The following is a 23,886-nucleotide window of genomic DNA, read 5'->3' on the forward strand; positions in this document are numbered from 1 at the left end:
ATGAATGTATCGGTTTTATATGCTCTATATAAAAGAGCGAATACAAAGGACTAAAACTGGTATGAAGGCCATAGGATCAGTAATGCGAAACGTATAACCACAGCAAACACCAACAAAGCAATGCCCAAACGGTACCATTTGTATTCTGCAATATTCATTGGGATACGCTTGTAGAACATCGTAATTACGCCTTTCCAATCGCTACTGCGTCTTCCGTACTGCATCATGCTCGTCAAAACAAACAGTGCGCCAAGCACTAGCATTCCTTTTTCAGCCCAGAACAATCCAACTTCCATTTGTGTATTCCTCGATAAAACAGTGAGCGACTTAAGTCATTCTAGTCACCTTTTAGCTCTGTTTCTGTAAGACCAAGGTCTAAGTCGTGCCGTGCTTAGATGAAGGTAACTAAATGAACGCAATGAACTCAGCAAATTTAACTGAACGACATGTTCATATCGAGTTCAGCTTACTCACCTATACTCATGTTTCCACTAACAGGAGAAACTCAATGAAATCACTGAAAAAGTCACTTTGTGTATTAACTGCTTCAGCTCTACTCGTTACCGCTCCGTTTGTGAGTGCTTCATCACCACAACAACCGCCACAGCCAGCAGAGAGCCCACTGCAAATGGTTATTGCTTCTTTGAATCTAACCGAAGAACAACATGCGGAAGTCATCGCCCTCATTGAAGACTACCAATCTGATAGAACAAAAATCGATATGGATAGTGCGATAGAACTTAAGAAAAAGCAGATCGCCTTAGTGACACAACCTGAGTTTGATGAAGCTGAGATGGAAAAGGTCATCGACACCGTTCAAGCCACTGAGAAGTCGATGGTGATGCAAGAAATGCGTCTTAAGAACAACATCTATAACGTATTAACTGAAGAGCAAAAAGAGCAATTTAAGACGATGATGAAGTCAGCTCTGTCTGGTGGAAAGTAGTTTGGTTGAAAGTAATCTGGTAATAAATCATCTGGCAGAAAATAGCTGATCCTGATATTGATTCACTCCCCCAAGAATCAATTTAGATAAACAACAGCCGCAGTCGTTTGATGACTGCGGCTTTTTCGTTATCAACTAACTTAATTAAGAGTAAGCTGAACAATCTAAGTCTGGTGTCTTACTGCTCTTGTTTAGAACGACCATCAAATGGATCAGCAATAGAATACCTGTCACACCCAAGCCAACACCGATCCCGCCCCAGATCCCTGCTAGCTCGAATTTCGGCATCAAGTACCAAGCAGCAGGCAAACCAAACATCCAGTAACCAATGGCTGTCATCACGGTTGGCATAGAGACAATCTTCATCCCTCTTAGCAGGTTAATCGCCAACAGTTGCCAAGCATCAACAATAAAACACAACGCCACTACCCAGATAACAGAAGCCAATAGCGATGTCATTGCGCCAGTACCGTCATCTAATTTGAAGATAGAGGCAATCATTTCAGGCCATATGATGAACACAGCAGACAAGGCCACACTCAATACCGACACTAATATAAAGCTTTGAATCGAGGTTCTTTTGATGCCTTCGTAGTTGCCTGCACCATAATCACGGCCTACTAAAATTGCGGCAGCTTGCGAGAAACCGAAGTTGAAGTTCCAAGTAAAGCTCAAGCATTGCAGTAATATTTGGTGCAGCGCCAGAGAAGCAATACTGATCGTGCCCGCCATTAAGGTGCCGCCGTATATCAAGCCATGCTCAAGTAACGCCGCCAAGCCGATAGGTAAACCCATTAGCAACAAAGGGCTCATCAGCTTGATGGAGTACTCTTCGGTATTTAGCCAAGGTGCGAACTGTTTGAACTCGTCACGTTTAAACACCCACACTGTGTATCCAACCATCACGATGAATGCCGCGATAGCCGTGCCTAAGCCTAAGCCTGTTAGTCCCATATCGAGTTGGAACGTGAGGAAGTAGCTCACTGGTACATTCAGAATCACTGTGATTATCGACATCACTAGAATCGAACGCACATTACCAAATGCACTGGTTAAGCCACGCAGCACCAACAAGATAAGCGAAGGCAACATCACCCACTTCAAAGCGTGCACATACTCCATGGCTAAAGTGATCACTTCTGGCGGTTGTTTGGCTGCTTCTAATACCAACGGAGCAAACCAGAAGCTCGCCATTAAGGTCACACTGAGTACGAACGCCAACATGGTTGCGCCTTTCACGGCCAATCTAATTTGAGTATTACCAAACTCTGGGCGTGCGACACGCTGACCATAAGCAATTGCGATCAGGTTTGCGACACAACCGACGGTGCTGCTCGCAATAATAAAGATGAAGAAGTAAATAGAGGCACCTAAGCCACCAGCCGCAAGGGCTGACACACTGATACGCGACATCATCCAAACATCAGTAAGGACTAAAGCCATGGATATCAGCTGTGAAATGATCAAAGGGAATGCAAGAGTGAGTATTTTTTTCATGAGCGCCTCAGTTAATTTCGCCCAAAATACGATCGATGGGGCTAGCGTTCAATTGATAAATTTGCGACCCTAGCATTCTAAAAACTCATGCGAACGAATTATGACCCCATATCCTAGCTTGCCATCGTCACATAATGGCTTAAAAGCTTTCGAAGCTGCCGCAAGGCTTATGAGCTTTACTCTGGCTGCCGAAGAGCTGCATGTAACGCAAAGTGCGATTAGCAGACAGATCAAACAGCTTGAAGATGAGTTAAACGCATCACTGGTTATTCGTAAGCATCGAGCCATAGAATTAACGGTACAAGGTCATGATTTGTATGTCGCTTTGCGAGAAAGCTACGGCAATATCGAAGCTGTTATCGCCTCTTGGAGTGAACCGAAGCAGAAACGTATCGTGATCAAAGCAACCTTGAGTTTCGCAACGCGGGTATTGATCTCTAAAGTCAGAGAATTAAACGAGCGTTATCAGGAATATGAGATCGTCATAGTTCCTGTGATTGAGGAAGACGAATCAATCAACAGCAGCGAATATGACCTACTGATCTTCCACACGCGCTTCAAAAAACGCTATGACAAGGCACCAGACATCACCTTCTTGCGAGAAGAGTTCATGGCGCCGGTCTGTTCTACTAGCTTAACCACTAAAGACACCGACCTCGATTCAATCTTAACCTTACCAAGGCTGCACCCGACCTTAGATCACCATGATTGGAAAGTATGGCTAGCTGATGTTGAATCCCCACCGAAGAAACCCGTCAGAAATACCAGCTTCTTATCTTTAGATATGGCACTCAGTGCCTGTTTATCCGGTGAGGGGGTGACGGTCACAGATCTGTTGTTAGTTCAACAAGATCTCCAACGAGGCTTCTTGTACTGCCCTAAGAATGCAAAGATCCAACACAGTGCTTGGACTTACTTCATTCACCAGCGTAGTCACACGCCTATCATCAACGACCTTATTGAATGGCTTAGAGAAGAGACAGAAAAAGAGATCGAGTTACTGAAAGCACTGTCTCATCAGAATCATTGGTTTGGTGTTATTAGCGATCAACAGTAACGATAAGCCTTAAGCTTAGATACAAATAAGCCGCAGAACTTACTGCGGCTTATGCTTTTTACCAGTGGTGTTCGCTCTAGAGAATAAGCATTAAAGCTTAAACATACGTGCACTGCGCGGTGGTAGATTGAACGTATGGTAGCGAGAAGAAATGGTTTCTGTCGCGCTGCTTAATACGTCTTTGTATTGAACATGCCAATTGAACTCATGTTGGTAGGTATCAACCGTCACGCCACGCGTTTCGCCACACTTGTTAATTCCAACAACGCCTTCTTTGCCACGCTTAAACAGCAAAGTACATTGGTCGCTCGAAATTATCGTCATCGACTTACCTTGCATCGCGTTATGGAAACTAAGCATATTCTTCATATTCGAGCTATTCCAAACATTGCCCCAACGACCATTATCTTTGTCTTCTGAATCCGGAAGATCATCACTGTAGATCAGCGGCGTGCCGCCATCTTTCCCAAGGATATAAACGTAAGCAAGCTGCTCATCTTGTGGATCCATAATTTGGTAACGGAAGCCGTCGTTGGTTGGAATATCATGTGTGATCGCGAAGGTGATCGAACGATTGTCATCGAGTGCTTGGCCGTACGCTTTTGGATCATGCAGTTGGTTCAAGCCACCGCCCATTGAGAACGCCGAACGAATCGACGCAAACAACGGGAAATCATACGCGGAGTGATTAGTATTATTCAGGTAAGGCGCTAAGAATGACTCATAGCCACTGTTCCCTGCCCCGCCACTGGTGATCACTTCACCAAACACATGCATGTTCGCTGTAATTTCAGGCGTGAACACTTGGTCGATTTGGTACTGGCTCATGTGTTTGACGGCATCAATTCGGAAACCTTTGATACCCATATCCTTCAACGCTTTTAGATATAAGCGCTGCTGCGAAACTACCCAGTTATTTGGATCGAGATCAGGCAAACCTACATCGCCATCAGCCCCGCACAAACGCCAATATTGAACATGACCGGGATCGTTCCAATCTGAAATACAGCCCGCGGCATGGAAGTCATTAGCGGATACAAAACCTTGAGCCAGATTGCCAAACAGAGTCTGGTCAGCATAATAGCTTGAACGGCTCGCATAATCGTTTAGTACTTCGGCTCCCGGATAATCCAAGTCACTTCGCTTCCAGCTTTCGTTTGCCATATGGTTGAGCACCACATCGGCGTAAACATCGACGCCCACACCTTTGAGAGCGGCAATCATTGCGGTTAGATCTTGTTTGTTGCCGAGAGGTGAATCAATGGTGCGAAGATCTTGAGGTTGGTAACGCGCCCACCATTGGCTGCCGCTCGATTTCATTGCGGGAGCAACCAGTACTTTCTTATAACCGGCTTGAGCAATTTGATTGGCGTTGGCTGTCACATCTGAATACTTCCAGTTGAAAGCGTGCAAGATGGTATCTGCATAAGTAGCTGGACTGAAAGAGCAAAGCGCGAGCGTGGATATGAGTAGGGTATTGAACGGTTTCATAGAACATATCTCTTATTATAAATTCACGAGAATGATATGACTAAGAAAGACAATTAAAACGACCGATAAATCAGAGTTGAATTAGCGTCACCTTCTGTTGATGTTGATTTTATAAAATTGAGCTATAACCGATCTTATGTGAGATAAAAAAACGAAGTAATCTGAAATGAGAATTAATTGAATCAAGTTGACCAGAACAGGACAAAGACTTTGGTCGGCTCTTCTAAACTACGTTATGATTCCTGTTCCCTCAACCGATTGATATTTTTATGCCTTCTTTCTCTTTTTCAATGATCCCTGTAGGGGTTAGGTTCATGATCCTCTCTGCTTTTGGATTCGCACTGATGTCAGCGTGTGTGAAATACATCAGCAACTACGGCATACCTGTATTCGAAATTGTTGCAGCAAGGGCTTTGGTGTCTTTGATCATCAGTTATATCGACGTTAAACGAAAAGGCATTTCGATCTGGGGAAATAACAAACCTTTGTTGTTTGTTCGAGGTGCAGTTGGCACCGCAGCACTGATGTGTGTTTACTACGCTGTGACCACGCTACCGTTAGCAGAAGCGACCATTCTACAATACGTACATCCCGTATTTACCGCATTGCTCGGTGTGCTATTTCTGAAAGAACGCGTCCAAAAATCGACCATGATCTGCATTGCGTTCTGCTTAGCAGGGTTATTAGTAATGGTTCAGCCAAGCATGAGCAGTGGCACGAGCAGCGAGTTACCGCTATTTAGCATAATGGTGGCGTTATGTGGCGCATTTGGTAGCTCAATTGCTTATGTGATTGTGAGAAAGCTGAGCCAAACGGAAGACAGCTCTGTCATCATCTTCTACTTCCCACTGGTTGCCCTACCGATCTCTACAGCGCTTATCTGGAACGACTTTGTATGGCCGAGCCTATTCTTAACCGTGATGCTCGTGTTAGTCGGTATTTTCACTCAAATAGGCCAATACGGTTTAACCAAAGCGATGCAAACTCAGGCCGCAGGCAAGGCTTCAGCTTACTCATACGTTCAGATCGTATTCTCAGCAATATTAGGAGTGTGGATCTTCAATGAGATTCCATCAGTTTGGACTTACCTAGGTGGTGGTCTAATCGTAACTGGCGCGCTAATCAATGTGTTTGGCAAACAACTATTGGTGCCATTTAAAGCTAAGTAGACAACCAAACTAACCCTCAGCTAGTCAATTGATCTAAAAAAGGGCATTGCGGAAAATTCCACAATGCCCTTTAAGTACTTTCTACCCTACTATCATTCTACTAACTTGTCGCATTACGAAGTTTGGGATCATCACTCAGATATTCAACGAACTCGATTTCGAAGCCAGCCGGATCCACAAAGTAGACGTTCTTGCGATAAGGTTCTTCGGCACCGGGCTTAGCAATCGGGAAACCTGCATCAATAAGGCGTTGAGTGACGCTTTCAATGTTATTGGTTACATAAGCGAAGTGTGCGAGGCCAACAGAATGCCCAGCCAAATCTCTGTTCTCACCCTCTCCGTGATCACTCAATGCGATGTATTGGTACTCGTCACCAAAGTGCAGCCAGTTACGTGGCTTGCCCGACCACTCCCCTTTTCCCTCGTCACGAACATACCAATGAGGGAATGCCGCTTTATAGAAAACCAGCATTTCTGGGATGTCTTTTACCACTAGATTTACATGTTCAAGTTGGATCATTCTTCTCTCCTTAAAATATTCTCGTAAGCAACGTTGCATATCCTAATACCTCAAGTTAAGTTGAGGTAAAGCACTAATTTGCATTTATTTCGAGAACGTCTTTAGAGCCCAAATTGTTCTACTTTGACTACATACAAACTTTAAGTTTAGACGACCTAATCTAATGTGGCTTCCTTGCCAGTGTTCTGTTCTTTGTACCTTGGTGATCTCGTTGTTCAGGCAAATAACTAAATCGCGACACACATTGGCGTATTAGAAATAGGGTCACGAAACACGCTCGCTTTGAGATCAAACACGTTACTGAGCATGGTTTCGGTCATCACCTCATCAGGCGAGCCCTCTGCGATCAAGCATCCCTTTTCCAAAACCACTAGATGGTCGCAATAACGACTGGCTTGGTTCAGATCATGCAACACAACAACCACCGTTTTTCCTTTGGCATTCATCTGTTGCATCTGGTTCATTAATTCCACTTGGTGAGACATATCAAGGTATGTGGTCGGTTCATCCAACATCACTACATCAGTGTCTTGTGCTATCACCATCGCAATCCATGCTCTTTGACGTTGGCCACCAGACAGTGACTCGACAGGCTTATCAGCAAACTCAAGCACACCGGTATCTCGCATTGCTTGCTCGACAATCCTTTGGTCGTCCTGTCCTAACCTTCCCCAATGAGAGACATAGGGCGAACGGCCATATTCGACCAACTTTCTTACCGTGATCCCTTCCGGGCTGACCAAGATTTGTGGAAGAAGTGACAACGAACGAGCAAGCGCTTTATCGCCATAGCTTGATAGCGGTTTGTCTTCAAACAACACATCTCCAGCCACTGGCTTGTTAATTCTGACTAACGTCTTCAATAAGGTGGATTTACCGCAACCGTTAGGTCCTATCAATGCGGTGATTTTTCCCTTAGGGATAGAAACCGACAGGTTCGGTATGATCGTTTGTTTGCCGTACGCGACGGAAAGATTCTGCGTTTTAAGCATGGTTACCAACCTCGATAACGATAGAGAAGAAAGATGAAATATGGCGCGCCAATCACGGAAGTTAGAACGCCTGCTGGTAATTCAATCGGTGGTTGTAGACCTCTAGCTAACCCATCAGCGCTGGTAACCAGAATTGCCCCTACCAGTGCAGATGCAGGGATTAACAACTTATGATTATGCCCAAACAACAAGCGTGCTAAGTGAGGTGCTAATAAACCCACAAAACTGATCGTTCCAGCAACAGAAACGCTAACACTGGCAAGCAATACAGCGGCCAATAACGCGAGAGCCTGAATCTGTTTTGGCTTAGTGCCCAATGTCGTTGCACTTTCCTCGCCAAGCCCCATCACATCTAATCGCCAAGCAAGCCATAATGCCATGGGTAATAACAAGAGCAGAGCACTCCAAATAAACGGGACTTGCTGCCAATTTCTGCCCCAAAGACTGCCTGTTAGCCACACCATGGCCGTGTTGATCTCTATTGGGTTGGTGACCAACAAGAAGTCGATACAACTGGCCAGAAACGCACTCACCGCAATACCAATCAGCGCCAATTTGGCGGGTGTTGGCCTTGACCACCAGGCCAATGCAGCAATCAGTCCAGCAGCCAATACCCCACCGGATATCGCCAGCACAGGAAGCACACTGACTGGTGCATTTGGGAACCAAACTAAACTCGCTGTCGCAGCAAGTCCTGCCCCAGAACTAATACCCATAAGATCAGGCGATGCTAACGGATTACGTATCACGCCTTGCACTAATACCCCTGAAAGCCCTAACCCTGCGCCCACGCTTATCGCGAGCAACATACGTGGTAGCCGATACTGATGGATAACAAAGTCGTCGCTGGAAAACGCGACCAAATGTTCGATGACTTGAGAAACAGAAAGCGAAGCTGCGCCGACAAACAAACCTGCGGATGCCACTAATATGAGAATCCCTGATAACAAAACAATCTTAGTGTGATGGTGCATTAAGATCTCCTCGTCGCAATCAAAATAAAACAAGGTGTCCCGAGCAAAGCAGTAATAACACCAACGGGTGTTTCAGTCGGGAAAGCAATCGCTCGCGACAGCGCATCTGACCAAGACACTAATGCTGCGCCTGCCAATGCTGAAATAGGAATCAGCACATGGTAATTGTGCCCAACCATAGGTCGAACCAAATGAGGCACTAACAATCCAACAAAGCCAATTGGCCCTGCGATAGCGACGCTTGCTCCGGCAAGCAACACTATCGCTAGTCCACTAACGAGGCGAGTAAACCTGATATTACTGCCCAGCCCCACTGCAACCTCTTCGCCAAGTGCCAGCAAGTTGAGGTTGCGAGCAAGACTCATTGCTAACACCAAACCAATCACTAGAGGCGGCCAAAGCTGTTGCCACTGTCCATCATCCACACTAGACAGTGAACCAGTAAGCCAATGCAAGACGCTATAAGCCATATCGTCGGCAAGAATCAGCGCTGCTCGTGTCAGTCCGAGCAATAACGCCGTAATGGCGATCCCCGCGAGAACCAAACGTAACGGATGAGAACGTGCGGAGAAAAAACCGCCTAGAAGCATTACAGCACCGCCGCTTAGCAATGCACCAAGAACCGCATTAAGGATTGGATTTAGCTCACTAACCACAGGTATACCTATTGCAGCTAACGCCATAAAACAGGCCGCGCCTGCGTTAATACCAAGAATCGACGGAGACGCCAGTGGGTTACGCGTTAATCCTTGCATCAATAACCCAGCGACAGACAAACTCGCACCAATCAAGAGCCCCGCATAAGCTCTTGGGGCTCTTAATGTCGCCAATATTTGATGAGTCATGTTGCTTTCATCAAACGCAAAACAGTAGTGAATCAAGTCACTCAATGTTAATGAGAAATTAGACCACCCGGTCATAGAGGCCGCGTAACCAGATAGTGCCAAACACGACACTAATACCGCAAATAATGTGACTCGCCACGACAGTATTGGCCAGAATCGCTTACTTTTAGAGAACAACATCGTACTCATGATGGATCCAAGATCTGCTCAAGATTTTTCGCCATTTGTTCTGCCGCTAACATGCCTCGATTCAATGACCAAAGTGCTGGTGACACTTCTACAACTTGCTGTTTTTTTGCAGAGGTTAGTACATTGAATAACGGATTTTTCTGCCAATCATCAACAATATTTGGATGAGAGTAAGCGCCAAGGAGTAACCAATCCGGGTTGGTTTTCAACAACAACTCAAAGCTGGTTGGCAAATATGCCTTCTCTGTTGGTTTCACAATTGGGCTCGCAATGCCTAATGTGGTCAGCACGCCTCCTGCGTAAGACGCTGGGCTATGTAACCACATACCCTTATCCGACACGACAGCGAACTGAACGGTTTGTTTGAGCGAGAAATGACTTTTGAATTCATCCATGGCGTGTTGATGTTGTTGAATTCGTTGTTCCATTGACGATTGCTTGTCGAGAGCGATGCCAATCTTGAGCGCAGACTCCAAATTCTCTTGATACGTCTCGCCGCGGCTTTTGAGCAGCAGAGTTGGTGCGATGCGTTGTAGATCTTGATAGACAGTACGATGACGCTCTGCATCTGCAATGATCAGGTCAGGCTTTAATACCGCAATGGCTTCCAGGCTTGGCTGAGAACGCATGCCAACCGATTCCCATGGTTGAACCAATTCACGTACCGCCGGAATCACTCGCGAAGCATCATTGTCATCAGCAACGCCAACAGGAGAAACACCCACCGCAGCGAGTGCATCTACAAATGAAAACTCCAACACCACAATACGTTGCGGGGTAGTCGCTATCTCAAACTGACCCTGCTCGTCTTGTATGATCCTAGTTTGTGCTGAACTGGAGATTGAGAACAAGCTTAAAATCAGCAAAGCTAAGGTTATCGCTATCCTGCTGAATAAAAACGGCCGATTAAATGACAACAGTCCGTTCGACAGCTGCAATGGATTCGAAAACAAGAGTCGGGAGCTGTTTTCCATATTTAATTTTCCTTAAACGCTAGAACCGTGAAAGCCGCCAAGAGTATTGGCGACTTTTATTCGTTATTACTTTCAATAAATTACGTATTAGAACTGATAATTCAGATCCAAAGTGTAAGAACGTCCCGGTGCTGGATAACGACCAACCGGGCTGGTATCAATACCGCGGAAGTAATAGTCCTCATCAAACAGGTTGTTCACCGCAAAGTTCATGCGCAGCTTACTGTTCTCATCTTTGTACAAATCCGAGCCTAGGTTGAAGTTCCAAACCATGTAAGCAGGCACTTTACCTGTCGCGCCCGTTGAATCTTCAGCACTTGTATTCGCATTGTCAGAATAAGATTCGCTAAAGTAATAACCAGACAAAGTCGTATCTAACTTGCTAAACGCGTAAGTCGCATCCCAGCTAAATTGATGCTTAGACGTATATGGAAGTTGATTACCTTTGTTTGCACCCTCTTCCTCTAACGTTGCATCTAAGTAGTTATAGCCAGCGCCTAAACTCAGAGCTTGCATCGCTTGAGGAATATAACGACCAGAGAGTTCAACACCTTGATGGAGGGTTTTACCAATATTGTCGAAAGTTTCAGTCGCTTTTTGCCATTGAAGCTGATCTTCAAAATCGATTCGGTAAAGCGCTACATTGAAACTGGTTGAATCTTGGTTGTAGCGAGCACCCAACTCATAACTCCATGCCAGTTCACTGCCCTCTTCACCTTTACCACGGATGTAAGCAATTTGTGGTGCTCGCAAAGATTTCTGAGCATTGGTATAACCTACCCATTGTTCAGTTAGATGGTACGCCACCGTTAAACCAGGCAACCATTCTGTCACTTTGTTATTTGTCTTTTCTGCCTTACCTAGATCGTAAAATGCCATATCTATTGATTCATAGCGAATACCCGGCGTCACTTTCAGTACATCATTGAACAGGCCGATTTCGTTACTGATGTAACCAGCAAAAGCGTCAGTATCCAAATGCCAATCGCGTGGCGTTGTGGTTACTCCACTAGAAATTGATGTTTGAGTGAGCTTGTAATCAATGTCTTCGTTAACATAGCGCGCACCCACAATCACATTTTGCGTCACGGTATTACCGTCAAAATACATCGCGAGTTTCGGCTCTACCCCATACACCTTAAATTCACGTGGTGACGTACGAATATCAGTAGATGGCTGCGACGGATCAGACCACTCCACACCTTTAGTACTGTTGTAACCCCACTGGAAGAAACGCTCAGAACGATGGCCAAAGGTCAGTACTTCTAGCTCTGCACTATCAGCAATATTCAAATCATGTAAGTACTTTAAGCTCCAACGTGTCGATTTACCTTGGTACTCATCATAAGGGCGCTTAGATTGGGTACGGTCATTCTCGTAATCTTCTGGCGATAAAGCGCCCGGCATTTGCGTGTCGGCATCATAACGCTGCACGAAAGCTTGTAGTTCTTGAGTATCACTCAGTAACCATTGCAACTTAGCTTGGAAGTTTTTGACATCGGTGTCTGAATGTTCACGGAAGCTTTCACCTTTTAGAAAATTACCTTCGACTTGAAGCGCAAGCGTATCGGTTAACCAGCCACCCGTGCGCAGGTAAAAATCATTAAGTGGCGTATCGCCACCCTCGAATACAGTAAAGCGATTACTTATTTCCGTTTGCCACTCGTGTGGAATAGGCTTAGTCACCAAGTTAATCACACCACCCACGTTGTTTGGCCCATACTGCACAGCAGCGCCACCACGCACGATATCAATTCGTTCAAGCATCGACAGAGTCGCAGGGAAAATAGATTGTCCGGTATGACCATAAGGCGCAAGAGTCAGTGGCACACCGTCCATTAGAAATTGAGCATGACCACTGCGGCTGGCTTTCAAGCCACGCACCGAGATGTTAGGCAATACACCGGTACCCGTTTCGTCTTGAACCTTAATGCCCGGTACACTTTGGAAGGCCGAATCAATCGAAAGTGCGCCAGTCTTTTTAATTTGTTCGTTAGTTAGAACGGTACGCGCTCCCGGATACTCTTTCACATCCTCTAGCTCTGAGTTACCGATCAAGCTACCTGTCACGACAACCGTTTCCATAGTCGTTGTTTGAGGATCAGACGCTGCAAATGCGCTCATGGAAGTCACTGAAGCGATGGCCATTGCAAGGGTACTTAGACGCAACTTTTGGTGTGATTGAGTACAGGGTTTACCATCCAAATTCTGGTAAGGCATGAAAATCTCCTAAGTAGGCAGGTTAGGATCAAAGGACGTGTTTTCGGTTATATCGGCGCTTTGACCCTATGGGCTAAATGGCCTCAAAATAAGACCAACTGTTCACTCATTCGTAGCGAACAAAACAATCGTTTTTAGAGTAGAAAGAGCTCTTAGAAATGAACTCATTCTTAGAACATAATTAGCTTTTAAAACTGATAGCCGTAGCTGAGCATGAATTCGGCTGGCGCTCCGTAACCAATCTGGTTAGTACCAGACGTGCCGTTGGTTGCACCCAGAATGTATTTCTCATTAAGCACGTTGTAAGCGTTCGCTTGAACTTTGTGACGACCCGTGGTGTACGCTGCCATCAAGTCAACCGTGGTGTAGTCACCCAGCGCTACAGCTTCATCATTACCCGCGTAACGGTCACCTACGTATTTCACGCCACCACCTAAACGCCAGTTATCGTCTAGCTGATAAGTGCTCCAAAGCGAAAACAGGTGATCAGACACATCGTTCGGCTTTTTGCCTGTCTCTTTGTTTTCTGCATCGAGGTAGCTATAACCCACAGAAATATCCCACTGCTCAGTAAATTGACCGCGAGCTTCTAGCTCAATACCTTGGTGGCGAGCTTCGATCTTGTTAACAACGTCTCCGTCTATATTCGTTTCTGGTTGCTCTTGATCAATTTGGAAGACCGCGGCATTAAGCATCAAGGCGTTATCTAGTAAGTAAGCTTTTGCACCCACTTCTTTTAGATCCGTATGGAAGAATTCAGCCAATTTAGGATTGATATAAATACCCGAGTAAGGCAATTGCCATGAGCGAGCTAAGCTTGCGTACACTGACATATCGTTGTTGAGACGGTAGACTAAACCACCACGGTAGCTCACTTTGTCATCGTCTAGATTTTCTTTTGCTGAGCCCGCTTTTTGCTGTTCAAGCTCCATCGAGTCGTAACGCACATTGCCGATCACTGAAAGATCACCAAAGGTATAAACATCTTGAATGTAAACGCCAGTGGTCGTTGTGGTGTTGTCGCGGGTAGGTTTAAACCCCGGATCAGGTGTAGGGCCTGCTACAGGGTTGTAGATATCTTTTGGAGGTAAGGTTTCATCTCTTGCGAGCATTAGGTCGATATTGATCTGATTATAATCCGCACCGATCATCATTTGGTTCGAATCCGTTTCCCAAACTAGCTCAGATTGAAGAGTCGTCGTGGTACGAGGGTCGTAACCGAGGTTATTTACACTCTGAGATACTCCATTCCCAGTTACCGTCCCTTGGCGTGTACCCTTTTGCTCAAGTTCGATATGGTTGTATGCTGCGCGGTTTGTCCATGCCCATTCGCTATTCAAAAGCCATTCATAATTAACGCCAACACGAATGCTGTCTGACTCTTGATAGTCATTCGTGCCACCGTAAAACGTGCTTTCAGAGACGTCGACAGGCTTACCATTCTTTGATGGAACACCACGATATGGCACTAACTCTTGGTGCGCATATTCGACATCGAGATCAATAATGTGTCCATCAGAAGGCATCACTCGAATTGTTGGCGCAATAAAGAAATCATTAGAGTCGACATGGTCTACATAGGAATCAGACTGTCGACTTTCCACGTTGATACGACCACTGACCTTGTCACTAAGCGCCATCGAACTATCAACTTGGCCAACAAACAAATTGTTGCTGCCAACACTGCCATTTACGTTGGTGAAGTTATCACCGTTAGCTCGCTTGGTGACCAAGTTAATGATACCGCCCGCGGAGCCTCGGCCATAAAGTGCGCCCGCAGGGCCTTTTACCACTTCGACACGTTCGATATTCGCTAGGCTTCGGTACGATTGCAGAGTCCCGTCATCACGCATACCATCACGGTAGATATCGTTGAGTGCATCAAAACCACGAATCACAAATTGGTCTCGGCTTCCCTCACCCAAGGTGTTGTTAACTCCAGCAACACCATCAAGAGCATCCACCAAACGTACAGCACCGCGGTCTTGCATTTCCGTTTTTGTGACAACAGATACTGCCTGCGGTACATCCAACCATTCGACATCAGTTTTGGTACCCGACTGAGGCATATGCTCCGCGTAACCTTCGTACTGATGACCAATAACTTGCAGAGTTTCATCCACAGCTACACCTTCTGCTGCCATAACATTTGGCACAATAGATACTGCTGTTAATGCACCTCCAATTGCCAAAGCGAGTGGGGACAAGGCCAATCTAATGTTCATCATCTAATTCCATTTTAGTTTATAAAATCACAATAGCGCGAATGAAAACAAATATCATTTATATTTGCAATATATATTTTTTGATCTATATTTGCCTTGCAATATGCAACACCACTAATGACATAAGAATCAATAAAAACAATAAGATAGGAAAATTCTCTTTCTTATATACCCGAAAGAGAGCACTTGAAAGCGAGTTGTGAGCAGGCGACAACAACGTTTTGAAAATTAGGAAAGCCCCATGAAATCTACGATAATCATCGTCAGTCACGTCGTGAATGATGCGATCACTCACGGCTTTGTACCGACAGCAAAAGCGATGGGTCTCCACGTCGTTTTGATCACAGACCACAAACTCAACCACTTAAAACTGGCCACTGATGACGACCGCTTTAATCCCGATGAAATTTTAGAATGTGATGTTTTTAATCCTCTTGATCTTATCGAGACCATCACAGAACGAGACCTAAAACCCGTTGCTGTATTCAGTAACAGCGACCATTTACAAACCTCCACCGCAATCTGTGCACAGTTCTTTGGTGTGCCTGCTAAAGATTGGAATGTGACGCTTAAGGCGAAAAACAAATACTTAACTCGTCAGGTTCTCAACGAAAAATCGTTACCTAATACTCGAAGTGTTTTGTTAAGTCGAGAGAGCGCTCCTGTATTAGATTTCGATTTTCCTGTCGTTGCGAAGCCCAAGGAAGGCGTGGCTAGTTTAGACGTGCAGCGCTGCGATTCTGCGGCTGAGCTGGATAACTATTGCGATACGTTTTGGCAAAGGCACCCTACTACTCCCATTTTGGTTGAGGCGTTTTTACAAGGTCCGCTTATCACTGTCGAAACCATTGGCGACGGGGAAAATTTAGTCGCACTTGGGGGGTTCGATGTGGAACTCTCGGCGCCACCTTACTTCATCGAAACAGCCGCGAGTTGGAATGGTATTAACAGCGTGTACTACCGTGATGAATGTATACGTCAGCTTCAAGAATTCGGGGTGGGGTTTGGTGTCTGTCATAGCGAATTCATCATCACAGATTCGGGGCCGGTACTGGTCGAGATCAACTATCGAAGTATTGGTGATGGCCGGGAATTTTTGCTTGATAACCTCAGTGGCGGGAATTGGTTCAATACCATCTTGCGCCTTCACTTGGGTCACAAACTTGACCCTACATTTCGCATTGATGGCAACGCCCATGTGCACTATGTAGTGGCGCAACAAAGCGGTTTGATTGAAGGGTCATCAACCTCTTTCATTCACCAAGAGGGCGATATTGTCACTCAACAGCAAGTGCTTAAGAAGGTTGATGAGACGTTCCAACAAAGTTTCTCCAACAAGGATTACCTAGCGAGAATTTCGGTCGTTTCTCCTTCTGGTCAAACTCTAGAACCCGCGCTACAACAGGCAATCTCTCGCTTCAATCTAACAGCAAAAAACGAGGTAACAGCATGAATGAAAACGCGTTATACCTCACTCAGCGATTAGTCGATACGTGTTTGCGTGAAGACTTGTTTGGATTGGTTTCTCAAAGCCGATTTAAATCTCAGCTGCCGAGTGAACTCAAACTATCTTCTTATCCTCGTAATCAAATTTGGGCTGTTTTTGCAGGTTCAGACTTTACACTCTACTTGCCCGTTACTCCGAGCTATTACATGCAACGTTGGGTTTACGGCCAACCAGATGGCTCGAAAGGTGATGGTTGGTTCATCGAGAGAAATGGTGTCGTTGAAACCCAGCAGCACTATCAAGATTGGATCGAATTATTGAAAGCAGGTGCTCACGAAAGCTCGCATTCGTTATTAGATGGTTATTTGCAAGAACTCGAATGCGCCGAAAAACACAAAGGATTGTGTGATAGCGCCTTCAGCCAGCACTCGGAAGCACTCATGCTGCCAATTTCTCAACTAGAACGTTGGGAGCAAAAGCTATTACGCGCTGATCAAATCGCATCCTATCTTGATCACCCTTACTACCCGACAGCACGTGCTAAGTTCGGTTTAAGCGATCACGATCTAGAGCAATTCGCGCCAGAATTTGCACAAAGCTTTGAACTTCGTTGGCTCGCAATCGAGAAGTCACTCGTTACATTGACCAGCCCGCAGCCGGAATGTTGGCCGACGATGGAGCAAGTGGGCCTGCCCGCCGATTTTGCTCTTAGCCATGAGTTATTTCCTGCACATCCATTAACCCTTCAAAGCCTTGAAAGCCTCCCTGATTGCGTCATTGAAGCGCCGGGTGCTTATCTTGAGGTGACTCCTACCCTGTCAGTGCGCACAGTGGTCGTGAATCAAGCACCACAGGTCCACATCAAGGTGCCGCTGATCATGCGATCTTTGGGTACTAAAAACATTCGCCTAATCAAACCCTCCACGCTCTATGATGGGCATTGGTTTGAACGTTTATTGACGCACTTAGAGCAAACAGATCAAGACTTACACGGCACGCTTTTCCATTGCAATGAGAAACATGGCGGGCATGTTGGAGACGATAAAACCTTTGCTTACATTGTGCGTGAATACCCAGTGAGCTACTTCCAAGACAAAGCACTGGTGCCTGTGGCTGCCCTTGCCAGTCCAATGCCTGATGAACGTTTGTTCTTGGAACACCTCGCCGAACAGTATTATCAGAAAAACACGCTGACTTGGTTTAAAGATTACGTTGATCTACTTTGCAAAGTGCACCTTACATTGTGGATTCGTTACGGTATCGCTTTGGAGTCTAACCAACAAAACGCCATCATCGCATTCGATGAGCAAGGCAAGATGACCTTAGCCATGAAAGACAACGATGCTGCACGTATTTGGCCAGAGCGTTTCCAAACGTTTGAGCAACAATCACCCGTAAAATGCGATCATCTTTTAGACCAACGCATCACTGTAGATAACGAGCTTGCTCTTGGTCAGATGTTTACCACCATTACTTTGCAGTTAGACATAGCCGCGATTGTGGAAGCAATGGCGACGAGAGGAATCGCCACGTCAGCTTATCTGTATGAAGTGGTCGCCAATAGCCTCTCACAACAACTTAACCAGTTGGATGAACAAGGACACAACACCAAGCTCGCAAACGAGATGTTGTTTGAATCACCCAACCTATACGCTAAGTATCTATTGAGCTCGGGTAGCTTATTGTCTAAAGAGGCATCTGGCGCAAGCGATATCAATAAATTTTATGGCTTATCAGCACCTAACTTCTTATTGCTAACCAGCGAAGAAGCACAACACGCTTACCTTGAAAACATCAAGCAGAGCGTGAGTTAACCCGTCATGACCAAACTCATCTATTGCGTGCTTTTAAGCCACTTTATCGCCGCGTTTGCAGCTTTAGGAATGCCGTTGTTTTTGCCAATGGTATTACCGACATTGGATGTAAACATTACTGCGGACTGGGCAGGGATACTGTTCATTTTACCCACCTTTTGCACTGCCGTTGCGGCACGTTTTTGGGGACAGTTTGCTGATAAATATGGCAGACGTCGCTCTCTATTACGAGCTCAACTCGGGCTTGCAGCAGGCTTCGCGCTGTGTGGCTTAGCCGATAATCTATCCATGTTTGTGTTTGGTCTTGTCGTTCAAGGAACCTTTGGTGGCACCATGGCCGCCTCAAACAGCTACTTATCCAGTCAAATCAAGGATGCGAAAGCACTCGGTAAATCACTCAATAAAACTCAGCTTTCTGCCCGTCTGGCGCTAATTATTGCTCCGATTGGGCTTGGCTGGAGTTTATCAGAAACAAACCCGCTGAACGCGTACCTGTGGCTGTCCGCTTTGCCGCTATTCGCGCTAGTGATCACCTTAACATTACCCATTGATGACTTAGCGAAATCTAAGGGAATTGTAAAAGATCAGGCATCGAAGAAAGCTCAATGCAGCCAAGCCAATTCGTTAAATACGCTTTACTGGGTGTTTGGCGCGCAGTTCAGCTTTGCTTTCGCCATGGTCGTCACGTTCCCCTATTTCTCGCCTTATGTGCAGCAATATGGCGTGACAAATCAAGCGTGGATTGGATTTCTATATGCCCTCCCACATGGTGTTTATCTGCTCTTTGCAGGGAAAGTTCATCTGTTCTCTGAATGGGTTGATCGCCACCAGCTTGAACACAATCAAGCGCAGCGTACTTTATGGCTAGGCTTTGGTTTGCTTTCACTCAGTGCAGCAATGCATCTCACGCCATATCAAGAAGTGTTGATTATTACTCGTATTGTTTTCGGACTTGGCATGGTTTGCTGTTATCACGGCTTGCATCAAGCATTAGCAAACCAAATTGATCGACGACAAAGCGGCAAAGTATTTTCGCGCTTTGACGCTATGTCTAAATGGGGTGGCGTTGCGGCTGGATTGAGCGCGTCTTTCATATCAAGCCAGGGCTGGCTTGAGGTTCCTTTCATACTTTCTATGTTGGTCAGTGGCATTGCTGCTATCGCGCTGATCATCCATTCAAAATTTGGACATCAACATGTTACAGACTCAATTATCTCCAAGTGAATATTCCGCTGAAGACCAAGTTCTTCAAAATCGTAAAAAAGTACTGCTAAATCGAGAAAAAGCCCAACTCAATACCATCATGGGCGTGGTGAACTGTTACTTACGTGAATACGCGATACCCAATGAGCAGGTTGATTGGTACTACAGTTCTTCCTCTCTTCCTCTAACTTTGAAAAGAAACTACAAAGCTCACCAACGCGTGGCCATTCACCTACCTCATCAAGATCAACCTCAGAAAAATGGTCTGATGGTTTTACCCGTTGAGTACACCAGTAAACTGGGGAAAGTGAAGCTCAGTGATACACCTTGGGCTAAAATGCCCGGTGCAGCTTGGTGCAAATTGGACGCAACGCAAACCCTGACGCTTCTACTCAGTTACCTAAAACAAGTGCTGACGATTCCATTCAATCACGAACTGGTCGAGCAAATGGAAAACAGTTTGTTGATCACCGAGCAGTTCCTAAACTCTGACGGCTCTCCTCAGTATCACAATGCGTTTATCGCATCAGAGCAATCGTTACTTTGGGGACATACTTTTCACCCAACGCCAAAGAGTCGATCAGGCGTAAGCATAGATGATCTGCTCGCGTGTTCCCCTGAAGTTGGCGCTAAGGTTCCTCTCTATTGGTTTAAGATCGACACAGAATTGCTTGATATCTTAAGTTCAGATGACCGAACTTCACCAACGACCATGCTTGAACAACTTGCGCCAGACGAGAACAATTCAGCAACTACCATGCTTTACCCTTGCCACCCTTGGGAAAGTTACACACTTTTGCAAAACCCGGTGGTCAAAACGGCCATTGAACAAGGCAAAATCATCCCCCTTGGATTAGGGGGTAAAAAACTCTTACCTACTTCATCCGTGCGCACTCTGTATCACCCAGATATGGATTGGTTTGCTAAGTTCTCTATCAATGTACGTTTAACCAACTGTGTACGTAAAAACGCATGGTATGAACTCGATAGTGCCGTTCAATTAACCTCAATTCTTCATCCAATCAAAGAGAGTGAGCAGCTACGCAATCCAGTATTCAAGGTAATGACAGAACCTTACGCCACCACATTGAATCTAGAATCTGTGGCTGAACAAGAACATGCGGATGTTATTAAGGCTCGAGAATCATTTGGTATTTTATATCGAGAGAATTTCAGTTTAAGTGAAACCGATATTTTGCAACCAACGTTAGCGGGTGCGCTCTTTGCTTACGACACTGACGGGAACAGTTGCATCGCCACTCAACTCAAACAAAAAGCGCAAACAACACAAAGCCAATATGCAAATATCGCCACGCTGTGGTTTGAACGCTATCTGCATTGTTTGATTCCTGGTGTCTTTAACTACTACTTCAAACATGGAGTTGCGTTTGAACCTCACCTACAAAACACGCTGATTGGTTTTGAAAAAGACATGCCATGCTGTGTATGGATTCGAGACTTAGAAGGCACTAAGCTGCTACCCGAATTTTGGCCATCAGAGACACTTCAGCAACTTTCAGAGCGTGCTCGTCAATCGGTGTACTACAGCCGTGAGCAAGGTTGGAACCGCATAGGTTACTGCACCTTCATTAACAATGTTAGTGAAGCTATTTTCTTTATCGCTGAGGGGGACTCGGCACTTGAGAATACGTTATGGGGAACTTTAAAAGACGCTATCGTCCGCTGGCAGTCGATCAATGGTCAGCAACCAGAACTGATGGCATTGATTAACGATGGCCACTTCCCAAGTAAAAATAACTTCACAACCCGTTTGATGCAAAATGCCGATAAAGAGTCTGGGTACACACTAGTTGCTGCACCTTGGCCGACTCATAAAAGAGGAGCTCACCATGCTTAATTCGCCTCAACTTCCTGAGAACATCCATCAAGAAATCCACCAATTGGCCAAGCAACAAACTCAACCATTATGTGCTTATCTTTATGATCTCGATGCATTGAAGCTGCACATTAAGCAGATGCGCCATGTATTACCAAAAAACGTAGAGCTATTTTACGCAGCGAAAGCGAATCCTTCAGAACCAATATTACGCACTTTAGCTCCTTATGTTGATGGTTTCGAAGCGGCATCAGGCGGAGAGCTTACACACCTCCACCAGCAACAACTCAATAAACCACTGATCTTTGGTGGTCCTGGGAAAATGCCAAGTGAATTAGAGCAAGCAATTGAACTCGATGTTGATGCGATTCATGTCGAGAGCCTCACTGAGCTACAACGCATTGGTGCTTTAACTCAGAGGTTGAATCGGCCTGCTTCGATCTTTTTGCGTATGAACATCGACATTGGTGACATCACACTGAGCAAATTAGCCATGGGGGGAAAACCCACTCCGTTTGGACTCGATGAGGGTGAACTCAATAACGCCTTGATGTATCTACGCGACTTTCCCTTGATAAAGCTAAAAGGCTTCCACTTCCACTTAATGTCGCATCAACTTGAAGTCGATCGCCACCTCGCCTTGATGCAACGTTATTTCCAAGTCGTCAAAGAGTGGCAAAAGACATTCTCACTCGATGAGCTGATCATCAATCTAGGTGGAGGTATGGGAATCAATTACCAAGACCCGCAGCAACACTTTCCTTGGATGGAGTTCTGCGACAAGTTGGAGTTCTTGATTGCTAAAGAACATATACAAGACTGGACGCTACGTTTTGAATGTGGTCGCTACATCTCTGCACCATGCGGTTATTACGTGATGGAGGTACTGGATATTAAGCAAAACCTTGGTGAGAACTTCGTGATTGCTCGTGGTGGAACACATCATTTCCGTACACCTGCTGCACAGAACCATGACCACCCTTTTGTTATCGTGAAAAGTAATCAACAACCTACTATTTCACATCCGATAAGTCATGCTACAGCCACACTAGTTGGACAACTTTGCACTCCAAAAGATGTGATGTCACGAAATCAACATATCGACCAGGTCGATATCGGTGACTATGTGGTGTTCACCCTAGCAGGCGCTTATGCTTGGAACATCTCGCATCAAAACTTCTTAATGCATGAACCTCCGGTGTTTCATTATTTCTAGGCACCCCGCTGTGCTCTATGATTTCTAACTGACGGTTTGAGTTGAACATCCATAGAGCCAGCTAAAGACACTAAATGAAAAAGGCGTTAGTAAACTCAGGTCTACTAACGCCTTTCTTATGTTTATCTTACTCTTTTACCAAACAACTACGGCGATTGAGTAACCGAATCCCCACAGTGATCGCAATGCAGAACCAAACCGTAGTTAATTTAAATACAAGCACTTAGCATTTTTCATCGACTGCGTAGAGGGAATGGTACATGGACAACAGAATCACCATTTTAGAGTTTCTCAGAGTGTTCGATTGCATTCGCTCCTCGGGCAAGCAATTGGATAGCAAATATCAATTGGGCGAGATGGTAGCTTGGCATGATTACGATGGTTACACCTGTTGGTTAAACTACCGAGACGTTACCGTGACCCTGATGTTCCACGGCTCATTGAAGATCGAATACGACAAAGCATCGAACTATGAAGACTTCATCAAGCGTTGTTTAGCTATGCTTGAAACTGAACCCTCTCCTTAAACTATGCATCGCTATCGAGCGAATAACGCATAGCCTACGAGGAAGCAGTGGAGAAAATGATGAACGGAACCCATTGTAAAAAGCGGTTACCCCTTAGGCTAACCACACCTTTACTCCTTCTACTCAGCCTACATTCGTTAATTCTTAAGGCAGATGCAACAGGGACAAACATGATCGACTTTACACAAGCGAGTGAGCATCAAAACTGGACAGTGACCAACGACAATGTAATGGGTGGCATCTCAACAGGCGAGCTCATTTATCTTGATAATATGAGTCGATTTAGGGGAGAGCTATCGTTAGAAAATAATGGTGGATTCAGTTCCATAAAGCGCTCCATTGAATCACCTGCCTATGAAATAGATAGTGCAGAGCTAATATTCGTTGGTGATGGACGCACCTACCAACTGAGGTTCACAACATCGAAGGACGGTCATCGCGTTCAATACAAACACGATTTCGATACCATTAAGGGAGAGCAATTTAGCAAGGTGTTCCACTTCCATGATTTTCAAGCGGTGTTCAGAGGTCGGCTACTGAGCGATGCGCCGGAACTTAAGGCACAAGACATCAAACAAATCGGCTTTTTGATTGCAGACAAGCAGCCCTCTCCTTTTGAGCTGGACCTAATACAGTTTCACTTCAAAACATCGCAACCTATCACATCACCAGAAGCTGACTAATCCGCAAACAAAAGCCCGTGATACCTTTTGACTAGCAATCAGATATCACGGGCTTCTTCT

At 45.4% G+C, this 23,886-nt stretch carries 20 protein-coding genes; 10 read left to right on the forward strand and 10 right to left on the reverse strand.

What is annotated here, in order from left to right:
- Positions 1 to 50 precede the first annotated feature (50 nt).
- Complete coding sequence (locus CWO08_RS00405; RefSeq protein ID WP_029223306.1) at positions 51 to 296, reverse strand: hypothetical protein; 246 nt, start codon at positions 294 to 296, stop codon at positions 51 to 53.
- 212 nt (positions 297 to 508) lie between these two features.
- Between CWO08_RS00405 and CWO08_RS00410 the strand changes: the two genes are divergently transcribed.
- Positions 509 to 946 carry a Spy/CpxP family protein refolding chaperone gene (locus tag CWO08_RS00410; RefSeq protein ID WP_108019424.1) on the forward strand — a complete coding sequence of 146 codons (438 nt, stop codon included), beginning with the start codon at positions 509 to 511 and terminating at the stop codon, positions 944 to 946.
- A 144-nt stretch (positions 947 to 1,090) separates the two neighbouring features.
- On the opposite strand, the gene CWO08_RS00415 is transcribed toward CWO08_RS00410, so the two are convergent.
- A complete protein-coding gene (locus tag CWO08_RS00415) occupies positions 1,091 to 2,443 on the reverse strand; it encodes an MATE family efflux transporter (protein WP_108019426.1) in 1,353 nt (450 codons plus the stop codon).
- Positions 2,444 to 2,543: 100 nt separating this feature from the next.
- On the opposite strand from CWO08_RS00415, the gene CWO08_RS00420 reads away from it, so the two are divergent.
- A complete protein-coding gene (locus tag CWO08_RS00420; protein ID WP_048659890.1) occupies positions 2,544 to 3,500 on the forward strand; it encodes a LysR family transcriptional regulator in 957 nt (318 codons plus the stop codon).
- Between the two features lie 90 nt (positions 3,501 to 3,590).
- Here the strand turns inward: CWO08_RS00420 and CWO08_RS00425 are convergent, their stop codons facing one another.
- Entirely contained in the window at positions 3,591 to 4,991 is a 1,401-nt protein-coding gene (locus CWO08_RS00425) for an alpha-amylase family protein (protein ID WP_108019428.1), read from the reverse strand.
- A 269-nt stretch (positions 4,992 to 5,260) separates the two neighbouring features.
- On the opposite strand from CWO08_RS00425, the gene CWO08_RS00430 reads away from it, so the two are divergent.
- Positions 5,261 to 6,160 carry a DMT family transporter gene (locus CWO08_RS00430; protein WP_108019430.1) on the forward strand — a complete coding sequence of 300 codons (900 nt, stop codon included), beginning with the start codon at positions 5,261 to 5,263 and terminating at the stop codon, positions 6,158 to 6,160.
- A 100-nt stretch (positions 6,161 to 6,260) separates the two neighbouring features.
- Here the strand turns inward: CWO08_RS00430 and CWO08_RS00435 are convergent, their stop codons facing one another.
- The 7 genes from CWO08_RS00435 to CWO08_RS00465 all read right to left on the reverse strand — a co-directional run bounded on the left by CWO08_RS00435 (position 6,261) and on the right by CWO08_RS00465 (position 15,099).
- Positions 6,261 to 6,680 carry a VOC family protein gene (locus CWO08_RS00435; RefSeq protein ID WP_048659886.1) on the reverse strand — a complete coding sequence of 140 codons (420 nt, stop codon included), beginning with the start codon at positions 6,678 to 6,680 and terminating at the stop codon, positions 6,261 to 6,263.
- A gap of 227 nt (positions 6,681 to 6,907) precedes the next feature.
- Complete coding sequence (gene fecE / locus CWO08_RS00440; protein ID WP_108019432.1) at positions 6,908 to 7,672, reverse strand: Fe(3+) dicitrate ABC transporter ATP-binding protein FecE; 765 nt, start codon at positions 7,670 to 7,672, stop codon at positions 6,908 to 6,910.
- A 2-nt stretch (positions 7,673 to 7,674) separates the two neighbouring features.
- On the reverse strand, positions 7,675 to 8,646 hold the full coding sequence (locus CWO08_RS00445; RefSeq protein WP_108019434.1) for an iron chelate uptake ABC transporter family permease subunit: 972 nt from the start codon (positions 8,644 to 8,646) through the stop codon (positions 7,675 to 7,677).
- Complete coding sequence (locus tag CWO08_RS00450; protein ID WP_108019436.1) at positions 8,646 to 9,680, reverse strand: iron ABC transporter permease; 1,035 nt, start codon at positions 9,678 to 9,680, stop codon at positions 8,646 to 8,648. The genes CWO08_RS00445 and CWO08_RS00450 overlap by 1 nt, the downstream gene beginning before the upstream one ends.
- Positions 9,677 to 10,654, reverse strand: coding sequence for a Fe(3+) dicitrate ABC transporter substrate-binding protein (locus CWO08_RS00455; protein WP_108019438.1), 978 nt, complete (start codon positions 10,652 to 10,654; stop codon positions 9,677 to 9,679). Before CWO08_RS00455 ends, CWO08_RS00450 begins: the two co-directional genes overlap by 4 nt.
- A gap of 87 nt (positions 10,655 to 10,741) precedes the next feature.
- A complete protein-coding gene (locus tag CWO08_RS00460) occupies positions 10,742 to 12,874 on the reverse strand; it encodes a TonB-dependent siderophore receptor (protein WP_108019440.1) in 2,133 nt (710 codons plus the stop codon).
- A gap of 188 nt (positions 12,875 to 13,062) precedes the next feature.
- Positions 13,063 to 15,099 carry a TonB-dependent siderophore receptor gene (locus CWO08_RS00465; RefSeq protein WP_108019441.1) on the reverse strand — a complete coding sequence of 679 codons (2,037 nt, stop codon included), beginning with the start codon at positions 15,097 to 15,099 and terminating at the stop codon, positions 13,063 to 13,065.
- Positions 15,100 to 15,340: 241 nt separating this feature from the next.
- On the opposite strand from CWO08_RS00465, the gene CWO08_RS00470 reads away from it, so the two are divergent.
- The 7 genes from CWO08_RS00470 to CWO08_RS00500 all read left to right on the forward strand — a co-directional run bounded on the left by CWO08_RS00470 (position 15,341) and on the right by CWO08_RS00500 (position 23,826).
- Complete coding sequence (locus CWO08_RS00470; protein WP_108019443.1) at positions 15,341 to 16,552, forward strand: acetyl-CoA carboxylase biotin carboxylase subunit family protein; 1,212 nt, start codon at positions 15,341 to 15,343, stop codon at positions 16,550 to 16,552.
- Positions 16,549 to 18,360 (forward strand): IucA/IucC family protein, encoded by a 1,812-nt coding sequence (locus tag CWO08_RS00475; RefSeq protein ID WP_108019445.1) that lies wholly within the window; start codon positions 16,549 to 16,551, stop codon positions 18,358 to 18,360. The genes CWO08_RS00470 and CWO08_RS00475 overlap by 4 nt, the downstream gene beginning before the upstream one ends.
- Positions 18,361 to 18,366: 6 nt before the next feature.
- Complete coding sequence (locus CWO08_RS00480) at positions 18,367 to 19,584, forward strand: MFS transporter (RefSeq protein ID WP_108019447.1); 1,218 nt, start codon at positions 18,367 to 18,369, stop codon at positions 19,582 to 19,584.
- On the forward strand, positions 19,556 to 21,421 hold the full coding sequence (locus CWO08_RS00485) for an IucA/IucC family siderophore biosynthesis protein (protein WP_108019449.1): 1,866 nt from the start codon (positions 19,556 to 19,558) through the stop codon (positions 21,419 to 21,421). The genes CWO08_RS00480 and CWO08_RS00485 overlap by 29 nt, the downstream gene beginning before the upstream one ends.
- The gene (locus CWO08_RS00490) at positions 21,414 to 22,616 is read left to right on the forward strand and encodes a type III PLP-dependent enzyme (protein WP_107898411.1); all 1,203 of its coding nucleotides are present in this window, start codon (positions 21,414 to 21,416) and stop codon (positions 22,614 to 22,616) included. Before CWO08_RS00485 ends, CWO08_RS00490 begins: the two co-directional genes overlap by 8 nt.
- A 260-nt stretch (positions 22,617 to 22,876) precedes the next feature.
- Positions 22,877 to 23,143 (forward strand): DUF3081 domain-containing protein, encoded by a 267-nt coding sequence (locus tag CWO08_RS00495; RefSeq protein ID WP_102432967.1) that lies wholly within the window; start codon positions 22,877 to 22,879, stop codon positions 23,141 to 23,143.
- Between the two features lie 47 nt (positions 23,144 to 23,190).
- Complete coding sequence (locus CWO08_RS00500; RefSeq protein ID WP_102479256.1) at positions 23,191 to 23,826, forward strand: CIA30 family protein; 636 nt, start codon at positions 23,191 to 23,193, stop codon at positions 23,824 to 23,826.
- Positions 23,827 to 23,886 lie beyond the last annotated feature (60 nt).

Origin of the sequence: Vibrio sp. 10N.286.48.B8 (assembly GCF_003050085.1) — a bacterium.
Taxonomy (GTDB): Bacteria; Pseudomonadota; Gammaproteobacteria; order Enterobacterales; family Vibrionaceae; genus Vibrio; species Vibrio crassostreae.

Excerpts from the sequence above, each read along its gene's own strand:
- CWO08_RS00405 (WP_029223306.1), bottom strand. The coding sequence starts at position 296 with ATGGAAGTTGGATTGTTCTGGGCTGAAAAAGGAATGCTAGTGCTTGGC.
- CWO08_RS00410 (WP_108019424.1), top strand. The coding sequence starts at position 509 with ATGAAATCACTGAAAAAGTCACTTTGTGTATTAACTGCTTCAGCTCTA.
- CWO08_RS00415 (WP_108019426.1), bottom strand. The coding sequence starts at position 2,443 with ATGAAAAAAATACTCACTCTTGCATTCCCTTTGATCATTTCACAGCTG.
- CWO08_RS00420 (WP_048659890.1), top strand. The coding sequence starts at position 2,544 with ATGACCCCATATCCTAGCTTGCCATCGTCACATAATGGCTTAAAAGCT.
- CWO08_RS00425 (WP_108019428.1), bottom strand. The coding sequence starts at position 4,991 with ATGAAACCGTTCAATACCCTACTCATATCCACGCTCGCGCTTTGCTCT.
- CWO08_RS00430 (WP_108019430.1), top strand. The coding sequence starts at position 5,261 with ATGCCTTCTTTCTCTTTTTCAATGATCCCTGTAGGGGTTAGGTTCATG.
- CWO08_RS00435 (WP_048659886.1), bottom strand. The coding sequence starts at position 6,680 with ATGATCCAACTTGAACATGTAAATCTAGTGGTAAAAGACATCCCAGAA.
- fecE (WP_108019432.1), bottom strand. The coding sequence starts at position 7,672 with ATGCTTAAAACGCAGAATCTTTCCGTCGCGTACGGCAAACAAACGATC.
- CWO08_RS00445 (WP_108019434.1), bottom strand. The coding sequence starts at position 8,646 with ATGCACCATCACACTAAGATTGTTTTGTTATCAGGGATTCTCATATTA.
- CWO08_RS00450 (WP_108019436.1), bottom strand. The coding sequence starts at position 9,680 with ATGAGTACGATGTTGTTCTCTAAAAGTAAGCGATTCTGGCCAATACTG.
- CWO08_RS00455 (WP_108019438.1), bottom strand. The coding sequence starts at position 10,654 with ATGGAAAACAGCTCCCGACTCTTGTTTTCGAATCCATTGCAGCTGTCG.
- CWO08_RS00460 (WP_108019440.1), bottom strand. The coding sequence starts at position 12,874 with ATGCCTTACCAGAATTTGGATGGTAAACCCTGTACTCAATCACACCAA.
- CWO08_RS00465 (WP_108019441.1), bottom strand. The coding sequence starts at position 15,099 with ATGAACATTAGATTGGCCTTGTCCCCACTCGCTTTGGCAATTGGAGGT.
- CWO08_RS00470 (WP_108019443.1), top strand. The coding sequence starts at position 15,341 with ATGAAATCTACGATAATCATCGTCAGTCACGTCGTGAATGATGCGATC.
- CWO08_RS00475 (WP_108019445.1), top strand. The coding sequence starts at position 16,549 with ATGAATGAAAACGCGTTATACCTCACTCAGCGATTAGTCGATACGTGT.
- CWO08_RS00480 (WP_108019447.1), top strand. The coding sequence starts at position 18,367 with ATGACCAAACTCATCTATTGCGTGCTTTTAAGCCACTTTATCGCCGCG.
- CWO08_RS00485 (WP_108019449.1), top strand. The coding sequence starts at position 19,556 with ATGTTACAGACTCAATTATCTCCAAGTGAATATTCCGCTGAAGACCAA.
- CWO08_RS00490 (WP_107898411.1), top strand. The coding sequence starts at position 21,414 with ATGCTTAATTCGCCTCAACTTCCTGAGAACATCCATCAAGAAATCCAC.
- CWO08_RS00495 (WP_102432967.1), top strand. The coding sequence starts at position 22,877 with ATGGACAACAGAATCACCATTTTAGAGTTTCTCAGAGTGTTCGATTGC.